Below are 20,836 nucleotides of genomic sequence, written 5' to 3' on the forward strand. Positions count from 1 at the left end.
TTTTAGAATAATTTGATACAAATCCAAAAACATAATGCATTCCATAGATCTGTTGATCTTCCTGATATACATGTTGGCCATGCTTGGTGTGGGCTATTTTTTCATGAAAAAAAACACAGGGCAGGAGGACTATTATGTTGGAGGCAGGAGCATAGGTAGTCTTCACATTGGCCTCTCGGTAGTGGCTACAGATGTGGGAGGAGGATTCTCCATTGGTTTGGGAGGGTTAGGTTTTGCGATGGGGCTTTCAGGCTCTTGGATGCTCTTTACCGGACTTTTGGGTGCTTGGATAGCCGCTGTACTTTTGATACCAAGGGTCAAGTCTGATCCAGCTTTTGCGAAGTTCTTCACATTCCCCCAAATCGTAGGCTACCTCTATAATTCCATCACTGCCCGAGTAGCTGCCATCATCTGTTTTCTAGGTTATTTGGGATTTACCTCTTCACAACTTCTGGCTGGAGCCAAATTGGCTTCTGGTACATTTGAAGCTTTAGACTTACAAACAGCCCTATTGATCATGGGGGCCATAGCAGTCATCTATACCGTCATGGGAGGACTGAAGGCTGTGATTTACACTGATACCATCCAATGGATCATTTTGATGTTGGGCCTGATGTTTATCGGGATTCCGATGTCTTTCAAGTACGTGGGTGGATGGGAAGGGATTCAGAGTACGCTTCCTGACGAATTCTTTTCTTTTTCAAACCTTAGTTGGCAAGATGTGTTTAACTGGGGGATTACTATCATTCCGATTTGGTTTGTGGGGATGACGCTATATCAGCGGATTTTTGCAGCCAGAGATGTGAAGACAGCCAAAAGGGCGTGGTTTATCGCAGGCTTGTTCGAATGGCCAATTATGGCTTTGATGGGTGTATCGCTTGGTTTGCTCTCCAGAGTAGCGGTAGAGCAGGGAGCACTAGATGGATTCACGGCTGCTATGGATCCTGAAATGGGACTTCCGGTGCTTCTCAGCCAGATTTTGCCGGCTGGTATATTGGGCCTGATGATGTCTGCCTATTTCTCAGCGGTACTTTCTACAGCTGATTCATGTTTAATGGCTGCCTCAGGTAACCTTACCACGGATTTATTGGGTAAATTGCTCAAGGGGAAATCGCATCAATCAGAAATGCGTATTTCTCAGATTCTGACACTTTGTATCGGAATAGTGGCAATAATCATAGCCTGGCAAATGACAGAGGTACTTAGCCTCATGCTTTATTCCTATGCATTTATGGTGTCGGGATTGCTGGTACCTGTGGTGGCTGGCTTGTTTTTTGGGAAGGACAACTCTAAGGCGGCAGTGAGCTCGATGATTGTCGGGGGAACTCTCACGGCTACTTTGACCTTTTTAGAAGTGAGTTTGCCTTATGGTCTAGACGCTAATTTGTTTGGACTGACGGCATCCCTTCTGACTTATATTTCAGTATATCAATTTGATAAAAAATTCACCCCTAGTAAGAATAGTATATGATACAATTAGAATCACTTTCAGCAATAGACAACGCTACCTTTCTTCAGAAAAATGAAATCGCCGATTTCCTTTTTGAGCACTTGGGAAAATACGGAGACCCCAAAGATGACATCATGAAGTGCCTGGACTATGCTTTGGATCAAGGTCTTCAGGCGGGAGGATTCGTTGTTTTGGCACGAGAGAAAGGAAAAATCGTCGGAGCCCTGATCATGAATAAGACCGGAATGTCTGGATATATTCCAGAAAACATCTTGGTCTACATCGCAGTGGATGCTTCGCAAAGAGGCAAAGGAATTGGCGGTAAAATCATGGACTTGGCTATCAAAATGGCCAATGGTGCGGTAGCACTCCATGTCGAGCCGGACAATCCTGCTAGAAAATTGTACGAAAGACTGGGCTTTACCAACAAATATCTCGAAATGAGATTGACCAAATAAAATGGCTTACCTGACATTAAACAATACCAAGCTCAAGGATAATTTTGAGTTTTTGAAAAAGACTTTCAAAGACTCAGGAGTGGCCTGGGGAGTGGTTTCCAAGTTGCTTTGTGGCAATAGACTTTTTCTACAGGAACTGATCAATCTGGGTGTAGATGAGATTCATGATAGCAGAATCTCCAATCTCGCTATGGTCAAAAAACTCAATCCGGATGTGCAGACGGTTTACATCAAGCCTGTCTCCAAAAGGAATGTCGGAAAGATGATTGAGTTTGCCGATGTGAGTTTGAATAGTGAGCTGGAGACGATTCACTGGATCAGCGAGGAGGCAGTTCGTCAGAATAAAAAACACAAAATCATCATCATGGTCGAGACCGGTGATCTCCGTGAGGGAGTCATGGGTGAGCACTTGCTCGATTTTTATTCGGATGTATTCAAGCTACCCAATATTGAAATTATCGGCTTGGGAACTAACCTCAACTGCCTGAATGGTGTCATGCCTTCCACGGATAAGTTGATTCAGCTCTCGCTATACAAGCAGATCATTGAGTTGAAATTCAACAAAAAGATACCCTGGGTTTCAGCAGGAACTTCAGTCACGATTCCGTTGATGTTGACTCATCAGCTTCCCAAAGGCATCAATCACTTCAGAGTGGGAGAGACACTTTACTTTGGAGTAGATCTTTTCGAAGAGAAAGTCATCGATGGCATGCACGGAGATGTATTTGAGCTCCACACCGAGATCATCGAGATGCAGGAGAAACCATTATTGCCTGTGGGTAACTTAGCCGCAAATCCTCAGGGAGAAGTGGCTGAGATCGATGAGAGTCTTTATGGTCAGACTTCTTATCGAGCCATCGTAGATGTGGGTTTGCTTGATGTAGATCCAAAATATTTGGCACCGACAGATGAAAGTATCGAGGTGCTGGGAGCTAGCTCGGATATGCTCATTATGAATTTGGGAAAAAACCCTAATGACTACAAAGTGGGGGATGTGTTGACTTTTGACCTCAAATATATGGGCGCTTTGTCCCTATTAAACTCCAATTACATCGATAAAACAGTGATTTCGGGCAAGGATTAAAGGTTTTTTTTATTGGCATTGCTTTTGGCCTTAGTGGGCCAAACCAACAAGTAATTACCATGAGAAAAACACTTTTATCACTCGTTTTGCTGTCACTTGTCACATTGGGAGCTCAAGCTCAAAGTAGCCTGGGAATCCGGGGAGGAGCTAGTTTCTTCAATTTCGGAGGAGAGGATGCTCGCGAAAATGACTATACCAATCGGGCTGGTTTTCACGCTGGACTATATGCCAGCATCAATGGAGAAAGCGCATTTGTGATTGAGCCTGGGGTGTATTATTCAGTCAAAGGTTCTCAGACAGACGATGCGATCAATTCCCGAGCAGTCTTAAGTTATGTAGACGTTCCTTTGCTATTTAGACTTAAAGCCGGGGAAGCTTTCAATTTCTTTGCCGGGCCACAAGTTTCTTTTTTGGCCAACTCTAAGTTTGAGGGAGATTTTGGAGGCTCTACCGTGAGTTTAGATACCGACAGCGTTCGGGATACAGATGCCGCGGTCGTCTTTGGGCTCGGATATAATCTACCGCAAGGATTTAATATTCAGGGATCTTATGACTACGGATTCACTACAGTATTCAAAGACAGCGATGCAGATGTCTACAACCGTGGCTTTAAAGTCTCGCTAGGATATACATTCTAAGCAAAAAAATAACCGACCAACCAACAACCAACCAAAAAAGGGCGCTTTATGCGCCCTTTTTGATTAATTAAAACTTGACTTAGTTCTGAGGATAGATCAAGTCAAATCTGTCCAGTTTCATCACCTTATCCCAAGCAGCGACAAAGTCATGGACGAATTTCTCTTTGGCATCATTGCTGGCGTAGACTTCTGCCAAAGCTCTCAGCTCTGAATTGGAACCGAAGATCAAATCTGCTCTGGAAGCTGTGTATTTTAATTTACCGGTGGATCGGTCTTTTCCTTCAAAGAGTTCTTTGGTCTCATCAGCAGGGCTCCATTCGGTGCTCATATCCAGTAGATTGACAAAAAATTCATTGGTCAATTGCTCTTTTTTGTCTGTGAAGATTCCCTTGCTGGATCCGTCATAGTTAGCATTCAGCGCTCTCATACCTCCTACCAGCACAGTCATTTCGGGAGCTGTCAATGTCAATAGTTGAGCTTTGTCAATGAGCAGTTCTTCAGTAGAAAGCGTGTATTGCGTTTTCAAGTAGTTTCTAAATCCATCTGCCATAGGTTCTAGCACTGCGAAAGATTGTACGTCTGTTTGCTCAGCAAGTGCATCCATTCTACCCGGGACAAATGGGACATTCACAGAATAGCCCGCATTGGAAGCAGCTTTTTCTACTGCTGCCGCTCCGCCTAGCACGATCAAGTCTGCCAATGAAACTTTTTTGGATCCAGACTTGGTGTTGAAGTCCTCTTGGATTTTTTCCAATGTTGCCAATACTTTAGCCAATTGAGCAGGATTATTGACTTCCCAGTCTTTTTGCGGGGCAAGTCTGATTCTGGAACCATTCGCACCGCCTCTTCTATCAGATCCCCGGTACGTAGATGCTGAAGCCCAGGCAGTCGATACTAGTTCTCTGATGCTCAGTCCGGAATTCAAAATCTGAGTTTTCAGATTTGCGATATCAGTTTTATTGATCAGAGGATGGTTGACCGCAGGAATTGGATCTTGCCAGATCAAATCTTCTTTTGGAGCTTCTGGCCCCAAATAGGTCGTTTTTGGTCCCATGTCTCTATGGGTCAATTTGAACCAAGCTCTTGCAAATGCTTCATTGAAAAGCGTGGGGTCTTCGTAGAATCTTCTTGAGATCTTTTCAAACTCAGGATCAAATCTCAATGAAAGATCGGTGGTAAACATCCCCGGTGCATGTCTTTTGTTTTCATCGTAAGCATCCGGAACAGTCATGTCAGAGTCTTTGGCTATCCACTGATGTGCACCTGCTGGGCTTTTAGTCAGTTCCCATTCGTTTTCAAACAAACTCACAAAAAACATATGGCTCCAATTGGCAGGTGTAGGAGTCCAGGTGACCTCCAAACCAGAAGTGATGGCATCTGCGCCTTTTCCGGATTTGTAGTCACTTTTCCATCCAAATCCTTGCTCCTCGATAGCCGCAGACTCAGGATCTGCTCCTACGTGAGATGCTGGTCCGGCACCGTGAGCTTTGCCTAGGGTGTGTCCCCCCGCGATCAGGGCAACAGTTTCCTCCAGGTTCATGCCCATTCTACCAAAAGTCTCTTTGATGTCTTTGGCTGCCAAAAGTGGATCAGGTACACCGTTTGGTCCTTCTGGGTTGACATAGATGAGGCCCATCTGAACAGCCGCCAGTGGATTTTCTAATTTGCGTCCTTCAGAATAGCGCTCGTCTGCAAGCCACTCTTTCTCAGGTCCCCAATACACGTCGATCTCTGGCTCCCAGGTGTCTACTCTACCTCCGGCAAATCCGAAGGTCTGAAAGCCCATGTCTTCTAGCGCTACATTTCCTGTCAAAACCATCAAGTCAGCCCAGGAAATTTGGTTGCCATATTTTTGTTTGATTGGCCAAAGCAATCTTCTGGCTTTGTCCAGGTTGGCATTATCCGGCCAGCTATTGAGTGGCGCAAAACGCTGCTGTCCAGCTCTGGAACCACCTCTACCGTCTCCAGTCCGATAGGTCCCTGCGGAATGCCAGGCCATACGGATGAAAAGACCTCCATAGTGTCCAAAATCCGCTGGCCACCACTCTTGCGAAGTGGTCAGAACTTCGCGGATATCGCCTTTGAGTGCATCGTAATCCAGTGAGTTGAAAGCTTTGATGTAGTCAAAGTTTTCTTCCATCGGGTCGGAAAGGTTAGAATTCTGACGGAGGATGGAAAGGTTTAATTGATTGGGCCACCACTCACTGTTGCTGGTAGCATTGTGGTTGGAAGCACTTTTGGTGGTGGCTCCGGAAGTCGCATCTGTCACTAGACTTGACTCATTTCGATCACAGGCGCTCACCGTGGCTACTAGGATTGCGGCTGAGATAAAAGTAAATAACTTGTTCATCAAATGGGTGTTTTATTTCTCCTGCAATATTAGCTTGGCAGCTAGCTGCTACAGATATAAATCCAATTGATTGTTTTTATGAAGTGATAGATTAAAACTATTTATTGTCACGTAGAGAATTTTTCAAAAAATATAATAGCTTGAAAAACAATGAGTTGTGAATTTTTTGATCGATAGTGTAAATGACTGATTTGAAAAATCAATGAGAGGTGGTCTTTCTCGCAGATCAATTCATGTTTTTAACGAAGCGATCTCACCCACTCTCGGATCAGTTCTACTCCTTCATGGTGGATGGTCGTTCTTCCCAATTCAGGCATAGCTACTCCCACTGCAGTAGAATTCATCCTGTGAATTAAAATGGATTCATCTGGCTTGCCCGGCACTACGTCAAAAGTGTGACTTCCTGCTCCGACCCCTGCTGCGACGGGAGTTTTATTGATGCCCAGTTTCATTGGATCTCGCTCATCATAAGTCAAAAATAGCCCGGAAGTACTTGCAGGTCCTTCAGCCCGATGGCAATGAGAACAGTTGATGTCCAGATAGGCCATGGCTCTGAGTTCCAGCCCCTGATTTTCATCTTCATAGTTGATCAGGGCTGGATAGTCCGTCGGGGATGCAAAGCCTTCAAGAATTCCCTTTTCTGACCATGAGATCAATTGGTTCTTTCCCTGGCTGTCATGATTCAGGTGCTTGACCTGGACCCCAATGGGGCTCAAGACTTCATCTTGATTGTGGCAGGTTTTACACTGGTTTTTATTGGGGATGATATAGTTGATGACTTGTTCTTTTCCTTGTGGATTGGTAATGGTGATTTCCTGCTGACCTCCTACTACTTTGAGGTAAGCTTCAGTTTGCTCCTCATTCCAGATATAGGGCCAGGCCTCCCAGCCCTTTTCTCCAAATATCAAAAGGCGTGTTTCTATGATTTGTTTCTCACCATTGGGATCTTCTTTCTGTTTAGGATAAAAAAAGTTTTTGATGAGGATGGTACCAATAGGGAAAGTAAGATTGCCTTTTTGCATTTGGATTTTCTTACCTGAAGGAACCTGAATAAAGCGGCTCTTGGAGGCATAATCCGTAAAGAGGGAGGATGCTGGCTCATAATACGTGAGAGAGCCGGCGGGAGAAAGCTGCGAAATTTTCCCTTCAAAAAATGCATAAGTAGAAAGCAATTTGTAAGGATATGAGCCATCTGCTTCCTCTGTGATACTTTGAGGTGGGGTAGTGGTTTGATCCTGATTTTTCTTACAGGAAATACTAAAAAGAATACAGAAAATCACTGACAGAAATGCCGCCAAATGAGATTTTGACTGGTTCATGTCAAGTTAGTTTGGTACTGAGGTAATATCTGTGGCTATAGGGTAGCTACAATTGCTGAATGTGCTCAAATCAGAGAAGGCTTCGATGTTATCTTCTCCATCCATCAGATGAAAGCGTGTGAAGTGGAAATCATCTCCCGAAGCTTCCGCTATGCAAATGTTCATAGGATTGGAGCCAATGTCTTCGGAGATACTTTCATCCCAGATGCCATCATAAACTATGTCTTGTGTTTTTGCTTTGCCGTGGGCATTGTACACGCTGATCAACTGGCCTAGCTCGCGACTCAGATCTGGAAAACCTTTGCTGCGGTCATAGCTATTGTCGTGGATATAAATATTGCTTGTGAAAGGAGACCAATTGGGAGCCTCTGATGGAAAGCCGGTGATCTGATAGCTGGCGATGGCAACTCCCACAGTCTTGTTCCGCAAGATTTCATTCCCGTAGATTTCGACTTCTTTTGCAGCCAAGAGGATGATGCCTGAGCCTGGAGGGATCATCGTCACAGTATTGCCATTGGGGTCTTCACCTAGTGGAGTGGCAAAGTTTTCATGGTTGTTTTCGATGATTTGATTGTTGTAGATTTTGGTCTTGCGACCATCTGATTTAGGTAGTCCAGGCAAGTTGAAAACCAGTATACCTCCTGCATTATTCCGTGTGACGTTGTCAAAAACTTCGGCATTGTCACAGTTTTCGATCTCGATCCCCGCTACATTTCCGAAGGCTAGAGAGTTTTTTACGATGATATTTTCAGATTGACCGACATATATACCCGCGTCCTTGGAGTGTGAAGCCACGCATCCATCGATCAAGACATTTTTGCACTGAACCGGATAGATGGCGTAGGTGCCGTTTTTGGACTTGTCTCCATGAGTCCAGGTGACATTGATCTGGCGAAATACGATCCCGTCACTATGCTGTGCCTTGATGCCGTCACCGGGTGCATCCTCGATTGTCAGGTCCTCTATCGAGATATTGTTTCCGACTATTTTCACCCCTTCGCCGCCAGTCTTGAGATTGCGAAATGAAAGAACTGTCTTTTTCATGCCAGCACCTTTGATTTGGACATTGGTTTTGCTGTCCAGAATAAGCTGGGTGTTGATTTCGAAAAATCCCTCAGGGATCTCAATGGTCGAGTTGTCCTCGGCCAGCATAAATGCCTCAATTACCTTTTCTGTTTCTTCTTGACTTCGTTTTTCCAAGAGGGATGAGTCAAAAAGTTGTTCATCGCTACTTTCTCCACAGGCGAAAATGAAAAGTGCTAGAATGGGAAGCCAACTGAGTTTCTTCTTGAAAAACATGTCTAGGTAGATTTGGGTAGAACAACATTTCAAAATTAGTTTTTCGAGCCAAATCAAACCTTGACAATTGTCAAAAACTCAAATTTTAGCTCTGATTCGGCTGAGAGTTTCGATAGTCATGTCTAAAAATGAAGCAATCTGACCTACAGAAGCTTTTTGGATGACCTTGGGTTTCTTTTCCATCAGTTCCAAATACCTGTCCTTTGCAGATTTGAATTTGGCGAAGATGACCTGCTCTTCCAGTGCAATGTAATATTTCTCCAAAATAATCCGGTATGCCCTTTCCATATCATGATAGCTGGCAAAACATTCCTGCAAGCTTTCATAAGAAATGCGGTAGAGCAAGGATTTTTCCAGTGTTTCTATCGTTTCGTAGCTCGGGCTTCTGGTAATGAATGAGTGCATGGCGGTCACAAATTCACCTTCGAGTGAAAAGGAAACTGTGATTTCGCGGTTTTCTCTGAAATAGAAACTTCTGGCTGAGCCTTCCGAGATAAAATAAAGGTAGTTGCTGACTTGTCCCAATTCCATCAGTTTGAAGCCTTTTTCGGCGTGAATTTCTTCCATTCTGGATATGAAGTCCAAGCGTGCTGCTTCGCTGACGGTAGTGATATTTTCAAATAGGCCCGAAGATTGTTTCATGTTTGTCAATTAAAAAAATCAGAAGCTTTGGTTACAAGTGATCGAAGACTGCTAGTTTTATCTGAAATTTAAAACATAAAGAACACATGAGAAAGATTTTGGTCCTATTCTTCGCTTTGGGGTTGATGAGTACAGCTGCACAAGCACAGTTTGGCGTGAGGGCAGGCTTGTCTTCAGCTAATTTTTCCGATACCGATTTTAATTCCAATATGGGGTTTCATGGAGGTCTCTATTATCGAATCGATGCGGCTTTTTTGTCAATTGAACCGGGTATTCAGTATGCCCAAAAAGGCTATGAGACAGAGGCTGCGAGTATGGGAGGGGAGATTACCGAGACGATGAATTACATCGATGTGCCAGTTTTGGTGAGGTTGAATTTCCTGCCTGCGATCAATGTGTTTGCTGGACCACAGGCCAGTCTTTTGGTCTCTCGCAAGCGAGAAGAAGGTGGCGATACCCAGACATCGACTGAGCCTATCAAGGGCTACGATATAGGTGCTGTCGTAGGGATAGGAGTGAATCTACCTGCCGGTTTCAATATTCAGGGCAGCTATGATTTGGGGCTATCAAGCTTGAATTATTACGATGTGGATGTCAAAAATCGAATATTTAAAGTCTCCTTAGGGTATGACTTTTAACTACTTAAAGCCCGGTTTTTCCGGGCCTATTTTTTGACCCTATCTGGGTTTTCTTCGATAAATGACTTCCATCCGGCACTTCTCCCCCGTGTCTGCACGCGGCCTTCGTGGAAGTGATGGCAGAGAGCCACTGCCAAGGCATCTGTGGCATCTAATAGTTTGGGGATTTCGGTGAGTTTGAAAAGCGTCTGTAGCATGGCAGCGACTTGTTCTTTGGAAGCATTTCCATTTCCGGTGACAGATTGCTTGACTTTCTTGGGGGAATACTCAGTGATGGGAATCTCTCGAGCCAGCGCTGCAGCCATGGCTACACCTTGGGCTCGCCCCAGTTTGAGCATGGATTGTACATTTGCTCCATAAAATGGGGCTTCTAGCGCCACTGAGTCGGGTAGATATTCATCTATTATGCCGGTGATCCGCTCAAAAATCTTTTTTAGCTTAAGCTCATGTGTTTCATATTTTCTGAGGTGGATGACTCCGTATTGGAGTAGCTTGTAGCTTTTGCCTTCGGTGAGGATGAGTCCATACCCCATGACAGTGGTGCCCGGATCGATCCCTAATATGATTTTTTCCTTTGCTTGTTTTTCGCTTGCTTTACTCACTCTCGCAAGTTAGCCCAAAAGATGTTAAGTTTTTATTTGCTTTGCTCGATCGTCTATTTCGCCCTACTTGGATTGTTGAGTTTTTTTTGGAGAAAGGAGAGAAGCATCCCCGTAGATTTTTCTACTCCCACATGGCCAGTGACCTTGTTGATCCCCTTTCGAAATGAGGAGAAGAATATCCCGATTCTCGTAGATTCACTACGAAAAATCGTGAGTCCCGAACTTAAGATTTTCCTGATAGATGATCAGAGTACAGATGCCTCTTGGGAAGTAGCCTTTAAGTGTATGCAGCAAGATTCCAGAATCAGCCTGCTGAGCTCTCCCGGTGAAGGAAAGAAGGATGCGATCAGCTATGGCGTGCTCCAAGCTGATTCCGAATGGATCCTCACCTCGGATGCGGACTGTCAGTTTTCACCGGACTGGGTAGCCCGACTCCAACCTTATTTTGAAAAAGACGCTGCCCAACTCATAGCAGGTGCAGTACAAGTGAATGGAAAAGAGGGGTTTTTGACAGTATTTCAACGGTTGGACTGGGCAAGCATCGCTCTCGTAAGTCAAGTTGCGATGGATTTTGACCGTCCATTGATGTGTAGTGCGGCTAACCTAGCCTTTCGGAAATCTGCATTTGAAGCTGTCAATGGATATGAGGGAAACAAAAACTATCTCTCTGGAGACGATGAATTTCTGCTGAAAAAAATCGCCGATCGCTTTGGAAACGATAGTTGTGTAGCTGATTTTTCTTCTCATAATTTAGTTCTCACACAGGCTGAGAATGCCTGGCGAGATTTTCTCAATCAGCGTGCCCGATGGGCATCCAAATGGAACCTTCACAATTCTGTTTTACATGCCTTTCAGGCGGTGATTCCATTTGTGATACAGCTATTTTGGATTGCTAGCTGGGGACTTTTAGGGCTAGGCTGGGAAGGAGTTGTGTGCTTTTTTAGTATTTGGACTGTGAAATTATTGGCAGAAAGACTGGCTTTGGGCAAAGTACTGCGTAGTTTTGAAATCCCTGTTCCCTGGTTTCACTATGTGATGACGAGCTTGGTGCATCCATGGTATATTTTAGCAGTCGGCATCTGGAGTTTCAGCCCCCGGATCCGATGGAAGGGGAGGCTGATCGAGACACCTAAAGTGAAAGTTGAGAGACTATGAGCGAAGACGAATTTGATTTATTGGATGAGTTGTATTTTGTACAGCCATACACCTATCTACAGGATACTCTAGAGTGGGAGTCCGCACGTATACTCACGACTTTGGCCAGTCTCTATGCCAAAGGTTTCATCAAATGTCTGCAAGGTCCAGATGAGGAGAGGTTTGATCAGGTGGATATCTTGAAAGAAGGAGAGAGCTTGCTGTTTTTGGCAACCAAAGAAGGATTGCTGGCACATAATACCCAATAAGTTGATTTCAGAAAACGACAAATACCAACGGAAAGAATTAGAGCTCAAAGCTCTACTGGAAATCACTCAGGCGATCAATGAGAATCAGTCTGAGGCAGTACTGCTTAATATTTTCAAATTTACCTGCCTAGTCCATCTCAATATCAAATCTCTGATATTGTATTTGCAGCAGGAGTCAGGGTTTGAAAAGAAAATATCTCATGGAGTGCGCGGAAATGTGCCGGACCTGATTACAAACAGCCAGATCAAAGACGAAAAGGAAAGCGGGCAGTTGCTGTTGGAGCTAGAGGATGCCTATACTTTTGAAGAGTTGGAGACGTATTTGCCAGTTTATCACAAAGAGAAGATGTTGGCAATTCTTTTTCTAAAAAGGAAAAACGAGGAAGATGAATTGGATCTGGATTTTACTCAGGCATTGACCAATATTCTGGTGGTGGCTTTGGAAAATAAACGATTTGCAAGAAAACAACTGCAACAGGAAGTACTCAATAGAGAAGTGGCGATCGCTTCGCAAGTTCAGAAAATGCTCCTTCCGGATCAGTTGCCAGACGGAGAAGATATTCAGGCCAAAGTGACCTATTTTCCCCATAGCAAAGTAGGAGGAGACTATTACGATTTTGTCCAGTCCACGGATCAAGAAGTCTACTTTTGTGTGGCTGATGTGTCAGGCAAAGGAATTGCCGCTGCACTTCTAATGTCCAATTTTCAGGCGGCGCTGAGGACATTGCTGCGAAGTGATGCGGACCTTCAGACGATTGTACGTCAGCTGAATTATACACTTTTTGAAAACACCAAAGGTGAGCGGTTTATTACGTTCTTCTTGGGGAAATTTGACAGAGTCACCAGGCGACTGGAGTACATCAATGCTGGACACAACCCTCCTGTACTCTGCAAAGAAAAGGAGAATCGTATTGAACTGTTGGAAGCGGGTACGACGATCTTGGGAGCTTTTGAAGAGCTGCCTTTTATGGAAATCGGCCATAGAGAGATACCAGAGTCTTTCAGTATTCAGCTCTATACAGATGGTCTGACTGAGACGATGGATGAAAGCGAAAATGAGTACGGAGAGGAGAGATTGGCTGAATTTGTCCAGAAGAATATGGAGCTGGTGCCAGAGCAATTCCACAGTGAGTTTTTGGATGAATTGAAGACTTTTTCGGGAGAAGTACCGCTGCGAGATGATCTGACTCTGTTTAGTATTAGGTTTTTTTAATTTATGCCTCTTTTTCACAAAACTCCAGCCCTTGCCAAATGGCTTTTCCCTCAGCGGATCTGGGAGGGAGGTGAAAAGAAACTATACTTGACATTTGATGATGGACCTGTGCCGGGAGCTACGGATTATGTGCTCAATGAACTGGCGAAAAGGAAAATGAAAGCCAGTTTTTTTGTCGTAGGAGACAATGTGCGCAAATATCCGGACTTGGCTCGGGATATTCAGGATGAAGGGCATGCCATAGGGAATCATACCTACAATCATCTTTTGGGGATAAAAACTCCAATTGCTGCCTACCTGGCAAATGTCAGAAAATGTGATCAGGTCATCCAAGACACAGTAGGGTGTCGGCCTACTTTATTTCGACCTCCTTATGGATGGATGAAGAGTACTCAGGCGCGAGAAATTGCCAAAACCCATGATGTCATCATGTGGTCTTTGCTGACTGGCGATTATGATCCCGATCTCAGTGCGGAGCATATCGCAGGGGTTTGTAAAAAATATGCGAGGCTGGGTTCTATTGTACTCTTTCATGATCAGGAAAAAACCAGATCCCTATTGCCTCTGCTGTTACCGGACGTTTTAGATTTTATTGGGGATCAGGGTTGGGAAACTAACGTCCTATAGATGGGAGCTTGGTTGCTAATATGCTGTGCCTTGCTGCTAGTTCAGTACCTAGTCTTGATAGGGTGGATCAGTATTGGCTGGAAAAGCCAAGCTATCAATCATTTTGTTGACCCTCCTTCTGTTTCTATTCTTGTGGCGGCCCGGAATGAAGAAGAACATTTGCCTCGATTGTTGGATTCTTTTGCACGGCTTAAGTACCCGTCCAGTAAAATTCAGTTTCTCTTTGTGGATGATCAAAGTACGGACAGTACGTTAGATATTTTGAAGGAGTGGTGCAAGAAAAGAAAAAACGCTAGGGTCATTATTTCTCAAACATCTCATTCTGATTTGCCAACTAACTATAAAGCGAAGGCATTGGCTGAATTATCCGACTTGGCCGATGGAGACTATTTTCTTTTTACAGATGCAGACTGCGTTGTGAATTCAGATTGGATTCAAGGGGTGTTGGCTGGTTTTAGTGAAAAAACCGGAATGGTCGTTGGGGTCACTCAAGTGTGTGGGTCTGGTTTATTACAGAAGTTTCAGGAATTGGATTGGTGGCATACGGAGGGTTTTCTCAAAGTGTCCTCTGACTTAGGGATTCTATCCAGTGGGATGGGAAATAATATGGCTATTAGTCGTAGTGCTTATATTGAGTGTGGAGGATTTCATAGTTTGCCTTTTAGCATGACCGAAGATCTGGAAATCACGAAGGTGATTCAATCCCTAGGCTATGAAATTAGGTGGGAAGTGAGATCGGAAACGAAAGTACAAACCAAAGCTGAGCTCGGTTTAGCCAGACTTCTCAAGCAGAGGAAGCGATGGATGGCTGGAGTCATGACTCTTCCATTCTATTGGAAGCTTGTCTTGGCGATTCAGTTTCTTTATTTTCCGTTTGTCGGGTGGATGATTTATCAGCTTGGGCCTGGGATCCTATTTTTAGCACTTGTTAAATCTGCATTACAGGCATGTTTTCTTAGGCTATTTGCGGGTAAAGCGGGGGTTAAATTATCCTTTACCAGACTGCTGGCTTTTGATTTTTACTTTTTTCCTACCACCTCCCTGACAATTCTTTATTACTTTTGGCCCTCTCCAATACAATGGAAGTCCAGAATATACCCATGAACCTACTAGATACACACGCTCATATCTATTCCAGTAAGTTTGATGCGGATCGAGATCAAGTGATCGCTGAGATCCGGGCCGCAGGAATAGAGAAAATTTTCATGCCCAATGTGGATGTCTCTACGATAGAGGCGATGTTGGATTGCGAAAAACGCTACCCAGATCTTTGCATCCCGATGATGGGACTGCATCCCTGTGATGTAAAAGAGGATTTTGAAAAGCAGCTGGAAGTGATGAGAAACTGGCTCGACCAGAGGCCATTTGCGGCAGTGGGAGAGATTGGGTTGGATTTGTATTGGGACAAGACTTTTTTTGAGCAGCAAAAAAGTGCTCTTAGGACTCAAATTTCCTGGGCGAAAGAAAAGCAACTTCCCATAGTGCTACACTGTCGGGAATCGATGGATGAAACCATTGAGATCATTCGTGAGGAACATGATGGAAAGCTGAGAGGGATTTTTCACTGTTTCAATGGGAATCTGCTTCAAGCTAATCAAATTATTGAAATGGGATTTCTCCTGGGGATCGGGGGAGTCAGTACCTACAAAAATGGAGGTTTGGATCAGGTGCTTCCCCATATCGGGATAGAGAATATGGTTTTGGAAACGGATGCCCCATACTTGTCACCTGTTCCCTTTCGTGGGAAAAGAAATACTCCCGCCTATCTTCCTTATATTGCCGAAAGAGTAGGAGACTTGGTGCACCTGAGCAAGGAGGATGTAGCCAAGCAGACAAAAGAAAATGCTTTGAACCTTTTCAAAGAGTTTAAGCTATGAATTATAAGATCATTAGACTCAATACCCAGATCAAGTCCAGCAGAACTTCGTCCGTATTGATTATTTATACTGGGGGTACTCTAGGGATGGCCTATGATGAAGGAGGCTCTTTGGTGCCATTTAACTTTGGTCAGATTTTGGAAAAAATCCCCATCCTGTCCAATATGGATATTGCGATCACGGTGATCTCTTTTCCGGAGCCTATCGATTCGTCCAATGTATCCATGCACCACTGGAAGGATATGGCCTATATCATCTATGAAAACTACGATAGTTATGATGGTTTTGTAGTGCTACATGGCACGGATACAATGGCATATTCAGCTTCCATGCTCAGCTATATGCTTCATGGCTTGAACAAGCCGGTGATTTTCACAGGGGCTCAGTTGCCGATCTCAGCAATGAGATCAGATGCCAGGGAAAACCTAATGACCAGTCTTGAAATCGCAACGGCCAAAATCGATGATTACCCTATTGTGCCAGAGGTTTGTGTTTTTTTCAATCACATGCTTCTTCGGGGCAATCGTGCCAAAAAAGTGCAGAGCGTGCACTTCGATGCTTTCGAGTCAGAAAACTATCCTAATCTAGCTGAGTCAGGAATCGTCATTGATTACAATACAGCTGCAATCCGCCCTTACGAGTCACACCGAAAATTAGTAAATCTGAATGATCTGGATAATCGTGTGATGGTATTGAAGCTTTTTCCGGGTATCACTGAGAAAGTGATGGATGCCTGCTTTGCCATAGAAGGTCTCAAAGGGGTAGTGTTGGAGACCTATGGGTCAGGAAATAGTCCAAGCGAAGCGTGGTTTATGAAGTCACTCGAAAGGGCCGTGAAGAAAGGATTGATCATTCTCAATGTATCCCAATGCAATGGCGGCCGTGTGATCCAAGGACGCTACGAGACTTCCCGAGAGCTGCTCAACGTAGGAGTGGTCAGTGGTGCTGATATGACAACAGAAGCGGCAGTCACCAAGCTGATGTTTTTGCTTGGTCAGGAGAAAACTACCGAAGAAATTCGGCGAAAACTGACTATTCCTATAGCTGGGGAAATGACTGCTTAGTATAAGGGTTAAAGTGTTGAATTTCATTCTATAAAAAAAACTTTCGAAAGATCTCCCAAAGGAGATCTTTCTAGTTTTATATTTAGGTCAAAACTCTAACCTAATTTTTAAGATGGATTTTTGGAAAAAAATAATTTTTGTTTCGCTTGTAAGCATCTTCTTGGGATGCAGTGTCGATCAATCTGATGAACCGGCTATCGAAGAGGAAGAATTGGTGTTTGTGGAGGAGTTGTTCTCTTTTGGTATAGCTCATCAAACTTCTAACTCTGAATTGGCTTGGGATTGGAAATCATCTTCTCCGTATTTACCTGTACATATTTTGAATCAAGAAGGGAAGGTGGTCAGTGGACAAATTACCCTGCCGTGGTTTACTCAGGGAAATGCATTGAGTGTGGCTGAGCCGCCGGTTTTGGTCGAAAAAGGTTGGGGTCTGGTATTTCGAAATTTCGGAACAGAAAGTCAGGGAGTTAGCAGGCCCTATTTTGCATTATATAATTCTGAGACCAAAAAGCTATTGGTCATGGTGTATAATGCCAAAAACGACTCAGGTAATTATTTGATCTCAAAACTCAGTCTGTCAAACGCGTCAGGGTTCTTGCTGAAAGAGCTGGAGTCTGAGCCATGTGAAATAATTCAATACGATTCTTGGTTCAATATGGAATTTGATCTGGCGGAGGTAGCTATTACACCGGACTTTTCAGAATCTCAAATTCAAATTGAGTCCACAGGTTATCAGCTAGTTACTTTTTCGAATAAGTGATCTGAGGTGAATTCATCTTTCAGGAAGGGATTGTAAGCATTTAAAAACCTGTCAGACCTCAATAATTTTCTCGGTATAGTTTGTCAAAAGAGGGAATATTTACTTCCTTTGCACTCCGATTCGGTACGAGGGTCGGTAGATCAAACACAGAGAGGTGTCCGAGTGGTTGAAGGAGCACGCCTGGAAAGCGTGTATACCCCTAAAGGGTATCGAGGGTTCGAATCCCTTCCTCTCTGCAAGTAAAAACCCTAATTATCTGAAAAAGTGATAGTTAGGGTTTTATTTTTTAAATCAGTAGCGAAATCAGTAGCGAATTCATCCGTTTTTTGATCAAAAAAGAGCTTCAGAATAAATTTTCCAGAAGATAGCCTTTTTCCAACTCGTACTTTCGTACGGTACGAGGGGTACGAGCTGTACGATTCGTACGAATTCATTCATTAAGGCTTTTTAAGCTTGCTGGAAGGCTTTACGGAGAGGGAAAGGTAGTTCTTTGTGGCCGTGTCTTTTAAGTCTTGAAAAACGGACTTAAAATGGGTGGGATTTGAGAATGGGATTAAAATATCCAATAAAAAAAGTAAATTCCAATGCTTTTAATGTTTGAAGCAACTAAAACTTTTCTGTTTCTTTAGAAAAGTACGGAATGTTTTAAGGACCTTTCAAAAACATTTGCAAATAAATAATATCAAATTTACTAGTTGCAGCATGATTCAAATTTTATATGTTGGTCATTTAGTATATTTATGACTATGCTATTAGGGTTTGTTAAATTTGGTGCGGAGGGTAATATAAATGATTCATATGAAAAGGAATACCTCTATTTTAGTCCTCTCAGGTCATTTAGATCATGTAAAAAAGATCAATTCGGTCGGTATGATCCAAGGGAGGGCAATCATAGAATAAAGCAAGGGAAAAAATTTACTGTAATTATCGACGGGGTTGAAGTACCATTTCACGAGATTTTCGACAACTTTCATGTTCAATATCAAGAATATCAAGATCCAATTCCATTCAATATTTGTTCATTATACAATTTGGATTCCGATAAATTAGGCGTATCGTTTGATGTAGATGAAAGAATGTTTTGTGAAAGTCCTAAAGCGCTTATAATTTATAATTGTCATAAATTTTTTCAGACTTTAGATAAGTCTTTAGAAGAAATGGAAGTTGCTTTTAGTAGAAGAAGCGTGGAATACTATGAACATAACCATTTTGATGGTGATTTAACATTGTTTCATAAAGATGCTTTTTTTAAATATCAGAAAGAATACAGAATATTACTTTCAACCTCAGGTGCCGAATCTCTAAAGGTCCCTTTGCCGGGGTTGAAGGATATTTCTATTGTGGTGGATTCGGTTCAGATACCTCGTCTAAAATTCCGACAGGAATAAAAAAAAACTTTTTCATAGGTTTAGAAAATTGATCAAGTTTATCAAATCCCATTTAGCTGGTAGCCACGGCCTTCAAAATCATATCCCGAATAGATAATTTCGTTTCTCTGTTGATTTCATATTTGAGTTTGTCAAACATGGGAGTAAGGATTCGGAGCGAGTAGATCTTTATAACTTCAGTGTCGAACTCTTTGTTTGGTGCTTTTTCTTAATGCTGTGATTCAGGTTCTGTGTTGATCAGCATGCCTAGGCCTCTTTACTTATTGCCTAGGTTCTTATTGCCCTTGCTTGGGTCGTTTAGCTTATCCATGATGGTTTTGGTGAGAATCCTTTGGGTATTGATTTAAGTGATAAAAAACCCTTTTGGATTAGAGTAGGGTGGATTTATGAAATGCCGTTGACTAGGTGTAGTCCTCGATATGTCGGGAGTAACTACATCTTACTATCAATACAATCCTCGAATAGTCGGGATGTATTTTGCTACTTGTCGAAAACATCCTTTTATGGTAGAGCCCTACCAGGTAAGTGATCAAGAAATGCTTTATTTTCTTACTTTTCAGGTAGTAGGGTGGGCAGATGTATTCAACAGGAAAGTTTACTGGGACTTTGTTTTGGAAAACCTTACTTATTGCCGGAGTGAGAAAGGGTTGTATTTATATGGCTATGTAATCATATGCAATCATATTCATTTGGTAGGACAGCAAATAGCTGGCAAGTTGTCGGACTGGATCCGGGATTTCAAGAAGTTCACAAGTAAGAAGTTGTTGAAAATGATCCCTGAGAATCCACAGAAAGCAGGCGAGAATGGATGAAGATGATTTTTTGAGTACCATGCTGAGTTTAATAGGCAATCAGAAGATTTACAATTTAGGACCTATGACAATCATGCGATAGAATTGTATCGGTCAGAAATAATTGAGAGTAGTATGACCTACATTCAAGAGAATGCAGTTAGGGCAGGAATTGTCTAAAACGAGGAAGAATATTTATACTCGAGTGCTAGGAATTATTCTGGTTTGAAGGGTGGGTTTGATAGAAATAGATTATTGGTAGTTAAGGTTTCTAAGTCAATTGCAAATTGGTTATGATATTAGGGTGAAGTTGCAAACTTCACCCAGTCACCACGGTGTTTTGACTACACCCAGAGGGGTTTAAGTAAAAATCACTAATTATTCACAGCGACAAAATAGTCTTTCAAAACACAAAAAATGAAGGGCACGTCTCATTATGTCATTAAAAATCCAAAATTATACAGGCGGTCAAAAAAATATCAGCAGGTAAAATATTCCATAAATCCACTTACTGATTTTAGAATAAAAAGATGGTCCGAAGACTTGAATAATTCCAAAACGTCAATTTTGACATGGATTGGTTTTTAAGTTAGCTTTATTCCTATACCAACGAAATTTAAAAAATGAAAAATGGATGACATTTTAGATTCAGAATTGAAGTATATGGGAATCTTACTAGATAAGCTCAAAGACTCAAAATCACATGCTATCGTTCATTTGGATGCTTGGATATCCAAAAAACATGGCCAGATACTTCCCTATCCAGAAAAGCATATTCACCTGTATTATTTTATGGAAGAGATGGGATTGATTCGTTTGAGACATCAAAATAGAAATGAAATCAATGCAACCATCACCATGCACGGAATGTCTTTTGCCACAATCGAAGATGCAGTAAAGTATCACTCTATAGAAAATGAGAAAAAGAAAAAGTTTTTCGATCTGGAAATCAAAAGAGCTGAGTTGGATATAAGATCTGCAAAGTGGGGGTGGTTGATAGCCGGATTAGCAGGTGCATTTTTGAAGGATGGCTTAACCTGACTTTGGGAATTTTTAAAATAAAATCCCTCCTGGGTAGCATCCCGCAAAGTGTGTAAGTGATAGGAAAAGTTATTCTGGGATTTTCTGGCCCCTTCTAAGGCCAGAGAAAATTGCGGAAGATTTTTACATCTTCGGTGCCGAACTCCTTACTGGATGCTTTTTCTTTTTGTTGTGATTCAGGTTCTGAGGTGA

The 20,836-nt window shown here is 42.8% G+C and carries 21 protein-coding genes and 1 tRNA gene; 17 read left to right on the forward strand and 5 right to left on the reverse strand.

Annotated features, from left to right (window positions below):
- The first annotated feature begins 34 nt into the window (after positions 1-34).
- Genes G460_RS0117730 through G460_RS0117745 form a run of 4 tightly spaced genes read left to right on the forward strand, consistent with a single transcriptional unit; the run spans position 35 to position 3,630 of the window.
- Positions 35-1,471, forward strand: a complete 1,437-nt coding sequence (locus tag G460_RS0117730) for a sodium:solute symporter family protein (RefSeq protein ID WP_026956617.1) — start codon at positions 35-37, stop codon at positions 1,469-1,471.
- Positions 1,468-1,908 carry a GNAT family N-acetyltransferase gene (locus G460_RS0117735; protein ID WP_026956618.1) on the forward strand — a complete coding sequence of 147 codons (441 nt, stop codon included), beginning with the start codon at positions 1,468-1,470 and terminating at the stop codon, positions 1,906-1,908. The genes G460_RS0117730 and G460_RS0117735 overlap by 4 nt, the downstream gene beginning before the upstream one ends.
- A 1-nt stretch (position 1,909) precedes the next feature.
- Positions 1,910-2,992 (forward strand): alanine racemase, encoded by a 1,083-nt coding sequence (locus G460_RS0117740; protein ID WP_026956619.1) that lies wholly within the window; start codon positions 1,910-1,912, stop codon positions 2,990-2,992.
- A 59-nt stretch (positions 2,993-3,051) separates the two neighbouring features.
- Complete coding sequence (locus G460_RS0117745) at positions 3,052-3,630, forward strand: porin family protein (RefSeq protein WP_026956620.1); 579 nt, start codon at positions 3,052-3,054, stop codon at positions 3,628-3,630.
- A 79-nt stretch (positions 3,631-3,709) separates the two neighbouring features.
- Here G460_RS0117745 and katG read toward each other — a convergent pair whose 3' ends face one another.
- From katG to G460_RS0117765, 4 genes are all read right to left on the reverse strand, one after another.
- Positions 3,710-5,980, reverse strand: coding sequence for a catalase/peroxidase HPI (gene katG / locus G460_RS0117750; protein WP_026956621.1), 2,271 nt, complete (start codon positions 5,978-5,980; stop codon positions 3,710-3,712).
- 239 nt (positions 5,981-6,219) lie between these two features.
- The gene (locus tag G460_RS0117755; RefSeq protein WP_035464659.1) at positions 6,220-7,299 is read right to left on the reverse strand and encodes an SO2930 family diheme c-type cytochrome; all 1,080 of its coding nucleotides are present in this window, start codon (positions 7,297-7,299) and stop codon (positions 6,220-6,222) included.
- 6 nt (positions 7,300-7,305) lie between these two features.
- Complete coding sequence (locus tag G460_RS0117760) at positions 7,306-8,598, reverse strand: parallel beta-helix domain-containing protein (RefSeq protein WP_026956623.1); 1,293 nt, start codon at positions 8,596-8,598, stop codon at positions 7,306-7,308.
- Positions 8,599-8,676: 78 nt separating this feature from the next.
- On the reverse strand, positions 8,677-9,240 hold the full coding sequence (locus tag G460_RS0117765) for a Crp/Fnr family transcriptional regulator (RefSeq protein ID WP_026956624.1): 564 nt from the start codon (positions 9,238-9,240) through the stop codon (positions 8,677-8,679).
- 86 nt (positions 9,241-9,326) lie between these two features.
- Between G460_RS0117765 and G460_RS0117770 the strand changes: the two genes are divergently transcribed.
- Positions 9,327-9,878 (forward strand): porin family protein, encoded by a 552-nt coding sequence (locus G460_RS0117770; RefSeq protein WP_026956625.1) that lies wholly within the window; start codon positions 9,327-9,329, stop codon positions 9,876-9,878.
- Positions 9,879-9,904: 26 nt separating this feature from the next.
- Here the strand turns inward: G460_RS0117770 and ruvC are convergent, their stop codons facing one another.
- The gene (gene ruvC, locus G460_RS0117775; RefSeq protein WP_026956626.1) at positions 9,905-10,480 is read right to left on the reverse strand and encodes a crossover junction endodeoxyribonuclease RuvC; all 576 of its coding nucleotides are present in this window, start codon (positions 10,478-10,480) and stop codon (positions 9,905-9,907) included.
- Between the two features lie 21 nt (positions 10,481-10,501).
- Between ruvC and G460_RS0117780 the strand changes: the two genes are divergently transcribed.
- The 12 genes from G460_RS0117780 to G460_RS0117835 all read left to right on the forward strand — a co-directional run bounded on the left by G460_RS0117780 (position 10,502) and on the right by G460_RS0117835 (position 20,644).
- A complete protein-coding gene (locus G460_RS0117780) occupies positions 10,502-11,635 on the forward strand; it encodes a glycosyltransferase (RefSeq protein WP_026956627.1) in 1,134 nt (377 codons plus the stop codon).
- A complete protein-coding gene (locus G460_RS0117785) occupies positions 11,632-11,883 on the forward strand; it encodes a hypothetical protein (protein WP_026956628.1) in 252 nt (83 codons plus the stop codon). The genes G460_RS0117780 and G460_RS0117785 overlap by 4 nt, the downstream gene beginning before the upstream one ends.
- Before the next feature lies 1 nt (position 11,884).
- Positions 11,885-13,096 carry a PP2C family protein-serine/threonine phosphatase gene (locus G460_RS0117790; protein WP_026956629.1) on the forward strand — a complete coding sequence of 404 codons (1,212 nt, stop codon included), beginning with the start codon at positions 11,885-11,887 and terminating at the stop codon, positions 13,094-13,096.
- Between the two features lie 3 nt (positions 13,097-13,099).
- Positions 13,100-13,723 (forward strand): polysaccharide deacetylase family protein, encoded by a 624-nt coding sequence (locus G460_RS0117795; protein WP_026956630.1) that lies wholly within the window; start codon positions 13,100-13,102, stop codon positions 13,721-13,723.
- Positions 13,724-14,827, forward strand: a complete 1,104-nt coding sequence (locus G460_RS0117800) for a glycosyltransferase (protein ID WP_026956631.1) — start codon at positions 13,724-13,726, stop codon at positions 14,825-14,827.
- Positions 14,824-15,600 (forward strand): TatD family hydrolase, encoded by a 777-nt coding sequence (locus tag G460_RS0117805; RefSeq protein WP_035464724.1) that lies wholly within the window; start codon positions 14,824-14,826, stop codon positions 15,598-15,600. Before G460_RS0117800 ends, G460_RS0117805 begins: the two co-directional genes overlap by 4 nt.
- A complete protein-coding gene (locus tag G460_RS0117810) occupies positions 15,597-16,664 on the forward strand; it encodes an asparaginase (RefSeq protein ID WP_026956633.1) in 1,068 nt (355 codons plus the stop codon). The genes G460_RS0117805 and G460_RS0117810 overlap by 4 nt, the downstream gene beginning before the upstream one ends.
- Positions 16,665-16,776: 112 nt before the next feature.
- Positions 16,777-17,424, forward strand: a complete 648-nt coding sequence (locus G460_RS0117815; protein WP_026956634.1) for a hypothetical protein — start codon at positions 16,777-16,779, stop codon at positions 17,422-17,424.
- Positions 17,425-17,572: 148 nt separating this feature from the next.
- Positions 17,573-17,660 (forward strand) — tRNA-Ser (locus G460_RS0117820).
- A 504-nt stretch (positions 17,661-18,164) separates the two neighbouring features.
- A complete protein-coding gene (locus G460_RS0117825) occupies positions 18,165-18,812 on the forward strand; it encodes a hypothetical protein (RefSeq protein ID WP_026956635.1) in 648 nt (215 codons plus the stop codon).
- Between the two features lie 419 nt (positions 18,813-19,231).
- Positions 19,232-19,624 (forward strand): transposase, encoded by a 393-nt coding sequence (locus G460_RS23105; protein WP_157366956.1) that lies wholly within the window; start codon positions 19,232-19,234, stop codon positions 19,622-19,624.
- A gap of 609 nt (positions 19,625-20,233) precedes the next feature.
- Positions 20,234-20,644, forward strand: coding sequence for a hypothetical protein (locus G460_RS0117835; RefSeq protein WP_026956636.1), 411 nt, complete (start codon positions 20,234-20,236; stop codon positions 20,642-20,644).
- Positions 20,645-20,836 lie beyond the last annotated feature (192 nt).

This window comes from Algoriphagus vanfongensis DSM 17529 (assembly GCF_000429465.1).
In the GTDB taxonomy this organism is placed as follows: Bacteria; Bacteroidota; Bacteroidia; order Cytophagales; family Cyclobacteriaceae; genus Algoriphagus; species Algoriphagus vanfongensis.

Coding starts and splice junctions, on each gene's coding strand:
- G460_RS0117785 (WP_026956628.1), top strand. CDS start 11,632: ATGAGCGAAGACGAATTTGATTTATTGGATGAGTTGTATTTTGTACAG.
- G460_RS0117765 (WP_026956624.1), bottom strand. CDS start 9,240: ATGAAACAATCTTCGGGCCTATTTGAAAATATCACTACCGTCAGCGAA.
- G460_RS0117745 (WP_026956620.1), top strand. CDS start 3,052: ATGAGAAAAACACTTTTATCACTCGTTTTGCTGTCACTTGTCACATTG.
- G460_RS0117800 (WP_026956631.1), top strand. CDS start 13,724: ATGGGAGCTTGGTTGCTAATATGCTGTGCCTTGCTGCTAGTTCAGTAC.
- G460_RS0117815 (WP_026956634.1), top strand. CDS start 16,777: ATGGATTTTTGGAAAAAAATAATTTTTGTTTCGCTTGTAAGCATCTTC.
- G460_RS23105 (WP_157366956.1), top strand. CDS start 19,232: ATGTCGGGAGTAACTACATCTTACTATCAATACAATCCTCGAATAGTC.
- G460_RS0117735 (WP_026956618.1), top strand. CDS start 1,468: ATGATACAATTAGAATCACTTTCAGCAATAGACAACGCTACCTTTCTT.
- G460_RS0117835 (WP_026956636.1), top strand. CDS start 20,234: ATGGATGACATTTTAGATTCAGAATTGAAGTATATGGGAATCTTACTA.
- G460_RS0117780 (WP_026956627.1), top strand. CDS start 10,502: ATGTTAAGTTTTTATTTGCTTTGCTCGATCGTCTATTTCGCCCTACTT.
- G460_RS0117810 (WP_026956633.1), top strand. CDS start 15,597: ATGAATTATAAGATCATTAGACTCAATACCCAGATCAAGTCCAGCAGA.
- G460_RS0117770 (WP_026956625.1), top strand. CDS start 9,327: ATGAGAAAGATTTTGGTCCTATTCTTCGCTTTGGGGTTGATGAGTACA.
- G460_RS0117740 (WP_026956619.1), top strand. CDS start 1,910: ATGGCTTACCTGACATTAAACAATACCAAGCTCAAGGATAATTTTGAG.
- G460_RS0117795 (WP_026956630.1), top strand. CDS start 13,100: ATGCCTCTTTTTCACAAAACTCCAGCCCTTGCCAAATGGCTTTTCCCT.
- G460_RS0117805 (WP_035464724.1), top strand. CDS start 14,824: ATGAACCTACTAGATACACACGCTCATATCTATTCCAGTAAGTTTGAT.
- G460_RS0117825 (WP_026956635.1), top strand. CDS start 18,165: ATGACTATGCTATTAGGGTTTGTTAAATTTGGTGCGGAGGGTAATATA.
- G460_RS0117755 (WP_035464659.1), bottom strand. CDS start 7,299: ATGAACCAGTCAAAATCTCATTTGGCGGCATTTCTGTCAGTGATTTTC.
- G460_RS0117730 (WP_026956617.1), top strand. CDS start 35: ATGCATTCCATAGATCTGTTGATCTTCCTGATATACATGTTGGCCATG.
- G460_RS0117760 (WP_026956623.1), bottom strand. CDS start 8,598: ATGTTTTTCAAGAAGAAACTCAGTTGGCTTCCCATTCTAGCACTTTTC.
- katG (WP_026956621.1), bottom strand. CDS start 5,980: ATGAACAAGTTATTTACTTTTATCTCAGCCGCAATCCTAGTAGCCACG.